The 14,297-nt window shown below is 65.7% G+C and carries 13 protein-coding genes; 10 read left to right on the forward strand and 3 right to left on the reverse strand.

Translation table 11 applies throughout. The features are described from left to right. Positions 1–37: 37 nt before the first annotated feature. Entirely contained in the window at positions 38–1,153 is a 1,116-nt protein-coding gene (locus M3I54_RS00690) for a branched-chain amino acid ABC transporter substrate-binding protein (protein WP_028203110.1), read from the reverse strand. Positions 1,154–2,163: 1,010 nt separating this feature from the next. On the opposite strand from M3I54_RS00690, the gene M3I54_RS00695 reads away from it, so the two are divergent. From M3I54_RS00695 to M3I54_RS00705, 3 genes are all read left to right on the forward strand, one after another. Next, complete coding sequence (locus M3I54_RS00695) at positions 2,164–3,153, forward strand: ABC transporter substrate-binding protein (protein WP_254332202.1); 990 nt, start codon at positions 2,164–2,166, stop codon at positions 3,151–3,153. A 161-nt stretch (positions 3,154–3,314) separates the two neighbouring features. Beyond that, the gene (locus M3I54_RS00700) at positions 3,315–4,211 is read left to right on the forward strand and encodes an ABC transporter permease (protein WP_254332203.1); all 897 of its coding nucleotides are present in this window, start codon (positions 3,315–3,317) and stop codon (positions 4,209–4,211) included. 1 nt (position 4,212) lies between these two features. Beyond that, complete coding sequence (locus M3I54_RS00705) at positions 4,213–5,007, forward strand: ABC transporter ATP-binding protein (RefSeq protein WP_254332204.1); 795 nt, start codon at positions 4,213–4,215, stop codon at positions 5,005–5,007. A 105-nt stretch (positions 5,008–5,112) separates the two neighbouring features. On the opposite strand, the gene M3I54_RS00710 is transcribed toward M3I54_RS00705, so the two are convergent. Then, positions 5,113–5,514 carry a PaaI family thioesterase gene (locus M3I54_RS00710; RefSeq protein WP_254332205.1) on the reverse strand — a complete coding sequence of 134 codons (402 nt, stop codon included), beginning with the start codon at positions 5,512–5,514 and terminating at the stop codon, positions 5,113–5,115. Between the two features lie 212 nt (positions 5,515–5,726). On the opposite strand from M3I54_RS00710, the gene M3I54_RS00715 reads away from it, so the two are divergent. Next, positions 5,727–7,004 carry an alanine--glyoxylate aminotransferase family protein gene (locus tag M3I54_RS00715; protein WP_309249580.1) on the forward strand — a complete coding sequence of 426 codons (1,278 nt, stop codon included), beginning with the start codon at positions 5,727–5,729 and terminating at the stop codon, positions 7,002–7,004. 32 nt (positions 7,005–7,036) lie between these two features. Here the strand turns inward: M3I54_RS00715 and M3I54_RS00720 are convergent, their stop codons facing one another. Beyond that, positions 7,037–7,795: a class I SAM-dependent methyltransferase gene (locus tag M3I54_RS00720; protein ID WP_254332206.1), complete on the reverse strand. Its 759-nt coding sequence runs from the start codon at positions 7,793–7,795 to the stop codon at positions 7,037–7,039. Between the two features lie 234 nt (positions 7,796–8,029). On the opposite strand from M3I54_RS00720, the gene M3I54_RS00725 reads away from it, so the two are divergent. From M3I54_RS00725 to M3I54_RS00750, 6 genes are all read left to right on the forward strand, one after another. Further along, positions 8,030–8,716 carry an HAD family phosphatase gene (locus M3I54_RS00725; RefSeq protein WP_254332207.1) on the forward strand — a complete coding sequence of 229 codons (687 nt, stop codon included), beginning with the start codon at positions 8,030–8,032 and terminating at the stop codon, positions 8,714–8,716. 172 nt (positions 8,717–8,888) lie between these two features. Beyond that, positions 8,889–9,353, forward strand: a complete 465-nt coding sequence (locus M3I54_RS00730; protein WP_028203102.1) for a MarR family winged helix-turn-helix transcriptional regulator — start codon at positions 8,889–8,891, stop codon at positions 9,351–9,353. 17 nt (positions 9,354–9,370) lie between these two features. After that, complete coding sequence (locus tag M3I54_RS00735; protein ID WP_254332208.1) at positions 9,371–11,509, forward strand: FUSC family protein; 2,139 nt, start codon at positions 9,371–9,373, stop codon at positions 11,507–11,509. Between the two features lie 37 nt (positions 11,510–11,546). Further along, positions 11,547–11,756: a DUF1656 domain-containing protein gene (locus tag M3I54_RS00740; RefSeq protein WP_027818583.1), complete on the forward strand. Its 210-nt coding sequence runs from the start codon at positions 11,547–11,549 to the stop codon at positions 11,754–11,756. A gap of 7 nt (positions 11,757–11,763) precedes the next feature. Then, a complete protein-coding gene (locus M3I54_RS00745) occupies positions 11,764–12,750 on the forward strand; it encodes an HlyD family secretion protein (RefSeq protein WP_254332324.1) in 987 nt (328 codons plus the stop codon). Then, positions 12,747–14,282 carry an efflux transporter outer membrane subunit gene (locus M3I54_RS00750; protein WP_254332210.1) on the forward strand — a complete coding sequence of 512 codons (1,536 nt, stop codon included), beginning with the start codon at positions 12,747–12,749 and terminating at the stop codon, positions 14,280–14,282. Before M3I54_RS00745 ends, M3I54_RS00750 begins: the two co-directional genes overlap by 4 nt. The last annotated feature ends 15 nt before the right edge of the window (positions 14,283–14,297 follow it).

A 14,297-nucleotide genomic window follows, 5' to 3' on the forward strand; every position in this document is an offset into this window, starting at 1 on the left:
AGAAAAGGCGGGGCGTTTGCAGCGTGCAGCGCCGGGATCAGTTCGCGGCGGTCTTGGTGGCGTCCTTGTGCCACGTGTAGACGACGAAGCGGAACGACTTCAGGTCGCCCTGTGCGTCGTATTCGACCTTGCCGATCGGCGTGTTGAACGCGTTCTTGTGCAGGTAGGCCGCGACCTTGGTCGGGTCCGTGCTCTTCGCACCGGCAATGCCGTCGGCGATCACTTCGACTGCCGCGTACGACGGCATCTGGAACGGGCCGTTCGCGTCGCGCTTGGCGTCGGCGAACGCCTTCACGAGCTTCGCGTTGGCGGGATCCGAGGCGAAGTCGGCCGGCAGCGTGACGAGCATGCCTTCCGAAGCCGGGCCGGCGATGGCCGTCACGTCCTTGTTGCCCACGCCTTCCGGACCCATGAACGTGGCCTTCACGCCCTGTTCACGCGACTGGCGCATGAGCAGGCCCATTTCCGGGTGATAGCCGCCGAAGTACACGAAGTCCACGCCCTGCGACTTGAGCTTCGTGACGACTGCCGAGTAGTCCGAATCACCGGCGTTGATGCCTTCGAACACGACGACCGGAATGTGCGCCTTGTCGAGCGCGGCCTTGACCGACGTGGCGATGCCCTGGCCGTACGACTGCTTGTCGTGCAGGATCGCGACCTTCTTCGGCTTGACCTTGTTGATGATGTAGGCGGCGGCTGCCGGACCTTGCTGGTCGTCGCGGCCGATGGTGCGGAAGATGAACTGGCGCTTCTTGCCTTCGGTCAGCTGCGGCGCGGTGGCCGACGGCGTGACCATCACGACGCCTTCGTTCTCGTAGATGTCCGAAGCGGGAATCGTCGAGCCCGAGCAGACGTGGCCGACCACGTACTGGATGTGCTGCGAAACGATCTTGTTGGCGACGGCGACAGCCTGCTTCGGCTCGCACGAGTCATCCATCAGGACGGCTTCGAGCTTGTTGCCGTTCACACCGCCGGCGGCGTTGATCTGCTCGATCGCAGTCAGCGCGCCCGCCTTGACCATGTCGCCGTACTGGGCGACCGGGCCGCTGAACGGACCGGCAATGGCGATCTTCACGGTGTCGGCGTTCGCGCTTGCACCAAATGCGAGCAGCGCTGCGGCCACGGAAACAGCGGTAAGACGGGACAACATCATCAGGAGCTCCTCGATTGTTTTCGGGTCAACCGGTCAGACGGAATGACCTGCGCAAACGAACAGCGCCCCAATGACCTTCAATGGGAACAACCACGACGAGCACCAGAGAAAAAGACGTGACGGGGCCCGGCGTGTATCAGCGCCCTGGTAGGCGGCTGAGTTCGGAGAGACTGCTGAGTTACAGACTCTGTTGCGCAAGCGATCCGCCTGCCCCGTTCGCTGCAATTCATACCGGAAAGGTGGACCGGCCCGAATCAGCGACCCGCGGATGCTATCAATAATCGAATTTCACCGCAACCAAGGGTTTTTTCGGATATCGATTTGAGTTTTTACATCCGTCAATTGAGGGGAGTACTGGAAAGCGCTTGAAAAAGCTCAGAAAAATAGCCCGTCAGACTGGGGGCGGGCCACTCACCAGGCTGGAATGACCGTCCGGCGCGGGTGTACGGAATCACCGGTTTTTTTGATTTTTACACACTCCCGATCGTTATTTTAATTTCAACAAAATCTGATCGACGAATCGCAACTTGCACGAGAAACTCAAGATTAATTTTTATCGCAATAAAATCGCCTGTCTAATTATCAAGATTCCGGGAATACCCTAAATGCAAAACGCGCCAAATCATTGATCCAAAAGGATAAATATTACGAAATCATTAAAATAAAACCCTTGCATTTGTCGTACTGTCGTCATAAATCTCACACCAACTCCAATTTCTGCATCCCAATCCGAAAAATGAGAAATATTTCACCAAAGCGCGGATTTTTCTCATAATCGGATCGTGTAATTTCGAATTAATCTGCGCGACACCGTGGCGCGCCCGCCTCACTGACCCGCCAGCGCGTTCCAGCCCCGCAAGAGACGGTGGTATCCTCGCTCCCTCGCCGCGCCCGCATGCACCACTACGGCGCATGCCGCGTGCTCTCGCGCCACGCGTGAAGCCGGCGACGCCGCACCGTGCAGATCCAAAAAACCGCAAGAACCCAGCACTCGGGGGAGATCAAACAGAATGAAGACCTTCAAGCAGGCAACCATTGCCGCCACCCTTTCCCTGATCGCCAGCGCCGCCGCGCTCGCGCTGACTTCGGGCGCCGCACGCGCCGCCGAAACCGCGACTGTGGAAGTGCTTTCGATCGTCGAGCACCCCGCGCTCGACGCGATCCGCGACGGCGTGCGCGATGAACTCAAAGCCGCGGGCTACGACGCCGGCAAGAACCTCAAGTGGGAATACCAGAGCGCGCAGGGCAACACCGGCACCGCCGCACAGATCGCACGCAAGTTCGTGGGCGACAACCCGAGCGCGATCGTTGCCATCGCGACGCCTTCGGCACAAGCCGTTGTAGCCGCAACGAAGTCCGTGCCCGTGGTGTACTCGGGCGTGACCGATCCGGTGGCCGCGCAGCTCGTCAAGACGTGGACGCCCAGCGGCACGAACGTGACCGGCGTTTCCGACAAGCTGCCGCTCGACAAGCAGGTCGCGCTCATCAAGCGCGTCGTACCCAATGCGAAGACCGTCGGCATGGTCTATAACCCCGGCGAAGCGAATTCGGTCGTCGTCGTGAAGGCGCTCAAGGCACTCCTCGCGCAACAGGGCATGACACTCAAGGAAGCCGCCGCGCCGCGCACCGTGGACATCGGCCCCGCTGCGAAGAGCCTGATCGGCAAGGTCGACGTGATCTACACGAACACCGACAACAACGTCGTTTCGGCTTACGAAGCGCTCGTGAAGGTCGCCAACGACGCCAAGATCCCGCTCGTCGCCTCGGATACCGACAGCGTGAAGCGCGGCGCCATCGCCGCGCTCGGCATCGACTACAGCGACCTCGGCCATCAGACGGGCAAGGTCGTCGTGCGCATTCTCAAGGGCGAGAAGCCCGGCGCGATCGCCTCGGAGACCAGCAGCAAGCTGCAACTGTTCGTGAACCCGGCCGCCGCGCAAAAGCAGGGCGTGACGCTCTCCGCCGACCTGCTCAAGGACGCGACCACGGTCGTGAAGTAAGCCGCAGGCGTGGGCGCCGGCATGGCGCATCGCACGCAGTCACACTGCCAGGCCCGATAAAGGCCACTTACGTGCGCAACGGCGCGCCGCCCCATCCGGGCGGTGCGCCGCGCGTCGACTCCGGCGCACCGCCGCCGCAGACCGCAACAGGATTCTTCCCCATGTCCCTCTACTCGCTTCTGGGCGCGCTCGAGATCGGCTTGATCTTCAGTCTCGTGGCCCTCGGGGTGCTGATCTCGTTTCGCATCCTCAACTTCCCCGACCTCACCGTCGACGGCAGCTTCCCGCTGGGTGGCGCCGTGGCGGCCACGCTGATCGCAGCCGGTCACGATCCGTTTCTCGCCACGGCCTGTGCGATCGTGGCGGGCGCCATCGCCGGCTTCATCACCGGCTGGCTCAACGTGCGCCTGAAGATCATGGATCTGCTCGCGAGCATCCTGATGATGATCGCGCTCTATTCGATCAACCTGCGCGTGATGGGCGCGCCGAACGTGCCGCTCATTTCCGAGTCCACGGTCTTCACGATCATCCAGCCCGCATGGCTGCCCGACTACGTGCTGCGTCCGCTCGCGCTCTTCGTCGTCGTGCTGGCCGCGAAGTTCGGCGTGGACGGGTTCTTTTCGTCGCAATACGGCCTCGCGCTGCGCGCGACTGGCGCGAACCCCCGCATGGCGCGCGCACAGGGCATCGCCACCGGCCGCGCGACACTCGCCGGCATGGCGCTCTCCAACGCGCTCGTCGCTTTGGCTGGCGCGCTCTTCGCGCAAACCCAGGGCGGCTCGGACATTTCGATGGGCATCGGCACCATCGTGATCGGGCTTGCGGCGGTGATCATCGGCGAGAGCATCCTGCCCGCGCGCCGGCTCATGCTCACCACGCTCGCCGCCGTGCTCGGCGCGATTCTTTATCGCTTCTTCATTGCGCTTGCGCTCAACAGCGACTTCATCGGCCTGAAGGCGCAGGACCTGAATCTCGTCACCGCCGTGCTCGTGACGATCGCGCTCGTGCTGCCCGCCACGCGCAAGAAGCTGTTTGGCCGCAAGAATGGGAGGGCATGAGATGCTAAGCGCCAAAGACCTCAGACTGACTTTCAACCCCGGCACGCCGATCGAAACACGCGCGCTGCGCGGCCTCACGCTCGACATTCCGAGCGGCCAGTTCGTGGCCGTCATCGGCTCGAACGGCGCGGGCAAGTCCACGTTCCTCAACGCGATCAGCGGCGACCAGAGGGTGGATAGCGGCACGATCACCATCGACGGCCAGGACGTCACGAAGAAACAGGCATGGGACCGCGCGCATCTCGTCGCACGCGTGTTCCAGGACCCGATGACCGGCACCTGCGAGGCGCTCACCATCGAAGAAAACATGGCGCTCGCGATGGCGCGCGGCAAGCGCCGCGGCTTCGGCCCCGCGCTGAAGAAGCAGGATCGCGAGCTGTTTCGCGCGAAACTGCGTCTCTTGAATCTGGGCCTGGAAAATCGCCTGACCGATCGCATCGGCCTGCTTTCGGGCGGCCAGCGCCAGGCGGTGAGTCTACTGATGGCGTCACTGCAGCCTTCGCGTATCCTGCTGCTCGACGAGCATACGGCGGCGCTCGATCCGAAAACGGCCGCGTTCGTGCTGGAGTTGACCGCACGGATTGTGGAAGAGGCGAAGCTCACGACCATGATGGTCACGCATAGCATGCGCCAGGCACTCGACTACGGGCAGCGCACGGTGATGCTGCACCAGGGGCAGGTTGTGCTCGACGTTTCGGGCGATGCGCGCCGTGGCCTCGACGTGCCGGACTTGCTGCGCATGTTCGAGCAGAACCGCCACGAGAAGCTCGACGACGACGCGTTGCTGCTGGGATAAGTGTCCGCGCGCAGCGTTAAAAAGCCCGCCCCTCGGTCGAAGTGGCGGGCTTCTGCATATCGGTGAAATTATTTCGGATACCGATTCAACTGGAAGACGCTTCGATCATGCCTTGTTCGGATACGAATACTTGAAGGTCCCCTGCGCGCTCGCGATCAGCACGCGGTCATCGACCCACGCCTCGGCGCGCGCAAAGAAGATCGAGCGGCCGCCGCGCTCCAGAAACCCCTTCGCGCGCACGAATTGGCCAAGGCCCTTGTCGAGGTAGTTGGTCGTGAGCGAGAGCGTGAAGCCATGACGCGGCGGGTCGCCAAGCGGCGCGAAGAGCCCCGCGTAGCCCGCAGCGGCGTCGAGCAGCGTGGCAATCGCGCCGCCTTGCAGCACGCCCTGGCGATTGAGCTTCGAGGCGTCGATGGGCATTACGAGTTCCGCATAGCCCTCGCGCCACTGCGCGACGCTCACACCGAGCGTTTCAAGAAACGGATTGTCTACGGCGAATTGCGACATGCGCTGTCTTCCTTGCATTATCTGGCGATGCGATTGATTATAGGGTGGCTGCCGCAATGCCGCAGCGGGCCGCAGCGCCGCCCGTACGACTGTTCAGAAAAATACCGCGCAACTGTACATGGCCAGCGCTGCCGCGCCGCACAACACTGCCTGAAGGCGCGCCAGGCGCGCGTCTCACGCAACCCCCTTCAAGGTAAAACCAGGTACTCAAGATGAACGACAACGCGCTCCACCCCGATCCGCTGGCCACTTCGCGCACAGCGGCGGCAGCGGCCGAGGCCGCGCCCGTGCCTTGCCCCATCGTCGAAACGCTCGACCGCATCCTGCCCGAGGAGCCGCTCCTCATGATGGGTGCGGGCCCCGTGCCGATCCCCGACGCCGTGGCCAAGGCCAACACCGTCGTCATCAATCACCTCGGCGACACCATGGCGCGCGTCATTCACCAGGTGAAGACGATGGCACGCTACGTGTTCCAGACGCGTTCGAACTGGGTGCTCGGCGTGGCAGGCCCCGGCTCGGCGGCCATGGAAATGGCGATCTCGAACCTCGCGTGGCCAGGCACCCGCGTGCTCTCCATCGTCAATGGCTTCTTCAGCCAACGCATGGCCGAAATGGCGGGCCGCGTCGGCGCCGAGGTCACCACGCTCGACGTGGCCGACCGCGAGATCGCCTCGCTCGAAGCCGTGGCGCAAGCCATCGAGCGCACGCGCCCGGCTGTCGTCACGATTGTGCACGGCGAAACTTCCAATACAGTGTGGAACCGCGAGCTCAAGGAAATCGTGCAGCTCGCGAAGGCCGCCGGCGCGCTCGTGGTGGTCGACGCCGTCTGCACGCTGAGCACCATGCCGCTGGAAATGGACGCCTGGGGCATCGACGTCGTCATCACGGGCGGGCAAAAAGGCCTCTCTTCGATCCCTGGCGTTTCGCTCATCGCCTTTTCGGACGCCGCCTGGGAGCGCGTGCGCACGCGCACCGCGCCGAACACGCATTGGTGCCTCGACGCCATGCTCGCCGAAAACTTCTGGCACAACGCCGGCTATCACTACACTGCGCCCGTCTCGGGCGTGCTGGCGCTGCACGAGGCGCTGCGCCTCGTGTGCACGGAAACGCTCGAAAAACGCTACGCGCGCCACCTGCGCTGCTCGCTCGCGCTGCAAAGCGGCGTGAGCGCGCTCGGCCTCGCGCTTTATACGCCGCAAACGTGCCGCCTGAATTCCGTGGTCGGCATCGGGCTGCCCGAGGGCGTCACCGCGCGCGAGGTGTGCAATCACATCTCGCAGCAATACCAGGTGGAGATCGCGGGATCGTTCGGTCTCCCGATCGTTCGCATCGGGCAGATGGGCGAGCAGTGCCGCGAGCACAACCTCTTTCGCACCGTGCACGCGCTTGGCCGCACGATGAGCGATCTCGGCGTGAAGGTCAATCTGCCCGCTGGGGTTGCCGCGCTCGAAGAGTCGCTTTCCGCCGGCTCGCGCGAAACGCGACGTTAAGCGCTTTCAGCGCCACGCGGCCGCTCGACCACTCAAACGCGCCGCGCGCGCACGCAGATGAACGCCGGCGCCTGCACCAGCTCTGCGTGCAGCGCCGGCGACACCGCCTTCATTTCCGGTTGCGGCATGGGCTCGAGCACGCGGTCGATGGCCCAGCCCGCTTCCATGAGCGCGTTGAAGATATCGGCAAGCGGGCGCCTGAACGCTTCCACCCACGGCTTCGGCTCGCCGAAGCCGCCCCAATGCAGGCCGAATCGCGTCGTCTCGAAGTAGCTGCGCGAACCGCGCGTGCGCGTGTCGATCCAGTCGCGCATGGGATGGGACATTGAAAACACCAGCTGCGCGCCGGGGCGCGCCACACGGTGGAACTCCTGAAACGTCGGCGTGAGGTGCTCGACGTAGTCGAGGGCAAGCGAGCACACAATGCGATCGACCGAAGCACTCGCGAGCCATTCGAGCGGCCGCGCGAGGTCGCCCTGCGCGATGTCGACCGCGAGGCCAGCACAACGCGCCTTAGCCAGTTCGACCATCGCGGGCGTGACGTCGAAGGCCTGCATGCGAGCGCCGTCGCCCGCCAGTTCCGCGCTCACGATGCCGGGCCCGCAGCCCGCGTCGAGCACGTCGAGCCCCGCCACCGCGCCAAGCAGCGAGCGAGTGGCGGGCCGCTCGTAGAGCGCGTTGTGCGGCTTGACGGGGGCCTGTTCGGCGTAGCGTTCGGCGAATTGTGTGTAGCTGGCGCGGCCGGGGAGTTCGTCGGACGCTGTGGTGGGGTTCTTGTCGTCGGTGGACATGAGAGCGGTTGGGTGGCGATTGGGTACGCTATTGTCCATCGTTTCGCACCGGCGGACCAACGCCGCACCCTGCACGGCGGGCCGGCCCGCCTCTGCGACTTGCCCGCGAAAAGCCCACGCAAACGCGACCCCGGTTATCATCGCGCTCTCGCGTGCGCGATCCCGCTTTCCGTCCTCTGACTGCGATACCAATGCGCGCCGCATGACGACCGCAACAGCAACCGCAGGCAAACGATGTCCCCCATCCCTTTCGACGCCATCCTCTTCGACTGCGACGGCGTTCTCGTCGACTCGGAACGCATTACGCACGTGGTGCTCACGCAGATGCTGGGCGAACTCGGCTGGACGCTCCCGGTTGACGAAGCCATGCGCATCTTCGTCGGCAAGGCCGTGAAAGACGAAGCCGCGCGCATCGAGGCGCATACGGGCTTTGCGATTACCGACGCCTGGCTCGAAGGCTTTCGCGCGCGCCGCAATGAAGCGCTGGAGCGCGATCTCGTCGAGATCCCGGGCGCGCCCGCGGCCGTTCGCGCGGTGCACGCGGCAATGAATGGGCGCATCGCCGTCGCCTCGGGTGCGGACCGGCGCAAGGTCGAGTTGCAACTGCGCAAGGTGAACCTGCTCGACTGCTTCGACCGTCACATCTACAGCGGCCACGAAACGCCGCGTAGCAAGCCGCATCCCGATGTCTACCTCGCGGCGGCGGCCGGTCTTGGCGTGGAGCCCGCCCGCTGCGCCGTGATCGAGGACACGGTCACGGGCGCGCGCGCGGGCCTCGCGGCGGGCGCCACCGTGTTCGGCTACAGCCCGCCCGAGCCCGGCCACAGCAGCGCGCAGGCGCTGCTCGAAGCGGGCGTTGCGCACGTCTTCACCGACATGGTGCAGCTTCCCACCCTGCTTTCCCGCTGGTCAAATAGTTAAGCGCGTATAAAACAACGCCAAAAAAGCCGCGCCCTCGCGCACTGTTGGCCGTACGCGTCACCGCGCACCAGATAGAAAGCAGGCTGCCCACGAGTCGCATACCATCCGATTCGTGGCGCCGCGAAAGAAAAAGATAGTTTGCTATCGAATCGCTTTGGGCTATCATCCGCCGATGTCAAATCTTCATACTTTACGTCTTGCGGTTAGCAGTACGCTCGTCGTGGCGGCACGCAAATGGCGGCGCACGACGCACGGCGCCCTCACCGCATACAACGTCTCCGAAGCATGCGCCGCGCCGCTTCTCACCGCCGGTCGGCTTGGCGAAGCCGTGCGCCAGGTGACGCTTGCGGAGCACGTGGGCATCGAAGGCCCTTCGCTCGTGCGTCTGCTCGACCAACTCTGCGCCGCAGGCCTCGTGCGCCGCGACGAAGACCCCGACGACCGCCGCGCGAAAACGATCTCGCTCACGAGCGAAGGCCGCGCCGTGACCGAGCGCATGGAGGACGAACTGCGCTCGCTGCGCGCCCGCGTGCTCAAGGGCGTGAGCCGCGCCGACCTCGAAGCGACGCTGCGCGTGCTCAACGCGTTCAATGCAGCCCCTCCCGCAGACCAGGCTGACCGGGCCTTACACGACTGAAAGCGGACAGCGGACTCATGACCTACCCCTCCATCCGCGACTGGCTCTTTTCGGTCAAGACCTTCGCCGCGTCGATGCTCGCGCTCTATATCGCGCTCAAATTTCAGCTGCCGCGCCCCTATTGGGCGATGGCCAGCGTGTACATCGTCTCGAACCCGTTCGTGGGCGCCACGCGCTCGAAGGCGCTTTACCGCGCGCTCGGCACCGCGCTCGGCGCGGCCGCCGCCATCGTGCTCGTGCCGCCCTTCGTCGAAACGCCGCTGCTCTTCAGCGCGATCGTCGCGACCTGGACGGGCACGCTGCTCTATCTGGCGATCTCCGACCGCACCGCGCGCAGTTATGTGTTCATGCTCGCGGGCTATACGATGCCCCTCATCGCGCTGCCCACCGTGACCGATCCCACCACCGTGTTCGACGTGGCGATCGCGCGCACGCAGGAAATTACGGTCGGCATCATTTGCGCGAGTGTGGTGGGCAGCAACTTCCTGCCTAGCCGCCTCGCGCCCACGCTCATCGAGCGCGCCGACGCATGGTTCCGCGACGCCGCCTGGTACGGCAGCGAAACGCTCTCGGGCCATATTGCGGGCAAGGCGCTTTCGGCCTGCCGTCAACGTCTCGCCGCCACGGTCAACCAGCTCGAATTCCTGCTGAGCCAGCTGAGCTACGACCACACGCACCCCGAAATCCTTGAGCGCGCCGAGTCGCTGCGCGGGCGCATGCAGCTCTTTCTGCCGATGATCTCCGCGCTCGCCGACCCGCTCGTCGCGCTGCGCCGCGATCTGCACGTGTGGCCAGAGGGTCTGAATAGCCTGCTCGCCGACGCGGCGCGCTGGTTCGACGAACCGCTGCCCACGCGCGCCGCCGAGATGCACGACGACGCGGGCGACCCGACCGCAGAGAATCTGCGCAAGCGCATCGCGACGCTGCAGCCCGCGCGCGATGCGCTCTCGAGCTGGGAAGGCGCGCTGCTCTCGAACGCGCTCTGGCGGCTTGGCCAGGTGATCGACGTTTGGCAGGACTGCCGCGCACTGCGCGCGCTCATCGCGCACGAAGCGAAAATCGGCTCGTGGCGGCCGCGCTATCGTCACTGGCGCCTTGGGGGCACCGAACGCTTCTACGATCGCGGCCTCATGGTGTTCTCGTGCCTCGTGCCGGTGAGCGCGATTCTCGTGGCCTGCTGGCTATGGGTCAGTTCGGGCTGGCACGACGGCGCGGGCGCGGTGACGCTTGCGGCCGTGGCCTGCTGCTTTTTTGCGGCGTCCGACGAGCCCGCGCCGCTGGTGTTCCGCTTTTTCCTCGCCACCGCGGCGAGCGTGGTATTCGCGGGCCTTTATCTTTTCGTCGCGCTGCCCAAGGTGCACGACTTCGCGATGCTCGTGCTGCTGTTTGCAGGCCCGTTCATCCTGATCGGCACGCTCATTCCGCGCCCGGCCTTCAACATGGTGACGATGCTCGTGGCCGTGAACACGGCCACCTTCATCAGCGTGCAGAGTGCGTACGAGTCAGACTTCTTTATATTCCTGAATAGCAATATTGCCGGCGTGGCGGGCCTCCTGTTCGCCTATCTCTGGACGCGCGTCACGCGCCCGTTCGGCGCCGAACTCGCGGCGCGGCGCCTCTTGCGCTCGAGCTGGAGCGACGTCGCGCTGTCGGCATCGGACACGCCTGTCGCGGACCAGCGCAATCTCACCTCGCGCATGGTCGATCGCCTCATGCAGCTCATTCCGCGTCTCGCGGCTTCCGACGAGCACCGCCATCCGTCGATCGAGAGCTTCCGCGACCTGCGTATCGCGCTCAATTCGCTCGATTTGCGCCGCTCGCGCCACAAGCTCGACGGCGACGTGCCCGACGCGATCGACCGCGTGCTCGCGGGCGTAAGCGACCACTATGCGCGCTGCGCGCGGGCGAGCGCGCGTCAGGACGCCCCGTCCGCGCTACTCGCCAACATCGACGACGCCATGCGCCGCGTCGCGGCCCGCGCGCGCGCGCAACTGCCGCCCGCCGCCCTTGCCGACGCAGATGCCCAGCCCGCGCCGCGCGCGCTCGTCTCGCAGCGCTGGCTGCGCGACACGCTGCACGCGCTGGTGGGCCTGCGCATCGCGCTCTATCCGGCTCTTGCGGCGCAATCGCCATCCAGCCCGGAGGCCACGGTATGAGCGCGCATCCCTCCCGTCCTTTTTCGAAACCCGCATCATGATCGGCGAAATCGATATCTTTGGCGTGTTCGTGCCCGCCGTGCTCGTGCTGATGCTGATCGCGTACCTCATCAATGTCGTGATCGGCAAGGTGCTCACGCGCGTCGGCTTTTACCGGCTCGTGTGGCATCGTTCCATTTTCGATCTCGGCATCTACGTCTTTGTGCTGGCTGCCGTCATCATCGTGTCGCATCGCTTCGTGAATTAACGTGAACGTGAAAAAAACCTGGTTCTCCGCAGGACAGATCCTGCTGACGCTCATCGTCGTCGTGGTCGCCGCCCTCGTGCTGTGGCGCATCGTCAACTACTACATGTTCTCGCCCTGGACGCGCGACGGCCGCGTGCGCGCCGACGTGATCCAGGTCGCGCCCGACGTCGGCGGCCTCATCACCAGCGTCGACGTAGCCGACAACCAGCAAGTCAAGCAAGGCCAGGTGCTGTTCGTGATCGACCAGGCGCGCTATTCGCTCGCGCTGCGCCTCGCCCAGGCTTCGCTCGAGCAGCGCAAGGCCACGCTCGCCCAGGCAAAGCGCGAGTACGCGCGCAATATCGCGCTCGGCAATCTCGTGGCGGCGGAAACGCTGGAGGAAAGCCGCACGCGCGTCGATCAGGGCGAAGCCGCGGCGGCCGACGCCCAGGTCCAGGTCGACACCGCCAAGCTCAATCTTCAGCGCACGACGATCGTGAGCCCCGTGGACGGCTATTTGAACGACCGCGCGCCGCGTGTTGGCGAGTACGTCACGGCAGGCCGCGCGGTGGTCGCCGTGGTGGACATGCATTCGTTCCGCGTGGACGGCTACTTCGAGGAAACGCGCCTGCACGGCATTCAAATCGGCCAACCCGTGGAGATCACGGTGATGGGCGAGACGCGCCCGCTGCGTGGTCATGTGCAAAGCATCGTCGCAGCGATCGAGGACCGCGACCGCCAGGCGGCGCCGAACCTGCTGCCCAACGTGAATCCGGCGTTCAGCTGGGTGCGTCTCGCGCAGCGCATTCCGGTGCGCGTGGCACTCGATGAAGTGCCCGACGATTTCCGCATGATCGCGGGCCGCACGGCAACCGTGGCCGTGCGCACCGAAGCGGGCAACGACCGCCAGGCCGCGCGCGCGAATAATGCCAGCGGCGCCGTCGCCTCGCAGCCCGCTACGGGTGCGAGCGCCCCCGCCCCCCCCGCTTCCCAGGCTGCCGGAGCTTCGCAATGACACGCCGCAGCCTCTCGCGCCGCCGCTTCTGGCCAAACGTCTCACCCAAGCTCGCGCTCGCGCCGCTCACGCTCGCGCTGGGCGCGTGCATCACGCTCGGTCCCAACTACCACGTGCCGCAGGAAGCCGTGGTCAATGCGCCGCTCGCGCAGGGGCCGATTGAAGGCGCGGACCATGCGCCGGTCTCGCAACTGGGCGTGCCCGCCAACTGGTGGCAGCTCTATGACGACCCCACGCTCAACGAACTCGTGCAGGAAGCGCTGAAGTCGAACACGGATCTGCGCGTGGCGGCGGCGAATCTCGCGCGCTCGCGCGCGGCGGTCGACGTCGCCAACGCACAGGGCGGCTTCTCGGGCAACGCGCATGCCTCCGCCGAGCGCGCGCAGGTGTCGGGCGAGCAGTTTCTCCTGTTCGAAAAGGTGCCTGTCGCGACCTTGGGCGACCTCGGCGTCAACGTGTCGTACGAGTTCGACCTGTTCGGCAAGCTCCGGCGCGGCGTGGAGGCCGCGCGCGCCGACGACGCGGCCGTGGAAGCCGCGGCCGATCTCGCGCGCATCACCGTGGTCGCCAACGTGGCGCAGGCTTACGTGGAATCGTGCTCGGCCGCCGAAGAACTGCAGATCGCGCAGGAATCGCTCAAGCTGCAGAACGAGCGCGTGGCGCTCACGAAGCGCCTGCGCGACGCGGGCCGTGGCAACCAGCCCGACGTGACGCGCGGGCAGACCCAGGCCAATACGATCGCCGCCGATATCCCGCGCTTCGAGGGACACCGCCGCGTCGCCCAATACCAGCTCGCCATGCTGCTCGCGCGCGCGCCCAAGGACCTGCCCCCCGCCGCGCTCGCGTGCAACCGCCTGCCCAGGCTCAAGCAGCCGATTCCCGTCGGTGACGGCGCCGCGCTCCTCAAGCGCCGCCCCGACGTGCGCGAGGCGGAACGTCAACTCGCGGCATCGACGGCGCGCATTGGTGTAGCGATCGCCGAGATGTACCCCGACGTCACGTTCGGCGCGGGCGTGGGCACGATCGGCCTGACCAGCGACCTGTTCACCCCGGCGACCAATGCCTGGTCATTCGGCCCCCTGATCAGCTGGACCTTCCCGGTCAACGGCCAGCGCGACCGCGTGCGCGCCGCAGAGGCCGCGACGGGCGGCGCGCTCGCGCACTTCGACGGCGTGGTGCTCAACGCGCTGCGCGAAACGCAGTCGAGCCTCGCGACGTATGCCGCCGACGACCAGCGCGCGGATGCGCTGCGCACGGCCTATACGTCCGCGCAGCAGTCGGCGGACGAAACGCATCGTCTGTATGGGGCGGGCCGCGAAGCGTTCCTCTCCGACCTCGATGCCACGCGCACGCTCACCAGTGTGCACGCGCAGGTCGCCGCCGCCGAAGGCCAGGTCGCGCTCGACCAGGTGCGGTTGTTCCTCGCGCTGGGCGGCGGCTGGGAAGGGAATCAGCAAACGATGCAGCAGCCGGGGGCGCAAGGCACCCAACCGGCACCGGCGGCAACCGCTGCGACCGCGCCCGCGAATTAAAGGCGCTTGCCTCTC

Origin of the sequence: Paraburkholderia sp. CNPSo 3274, assembly GCF_024206475.1 — a bacterium.
Lineage (GTDB): Bacteria > Pseudomonadota > Gammaproteobacteria > Burkholderiales > Burkholderiaceae > Paraburkholderia.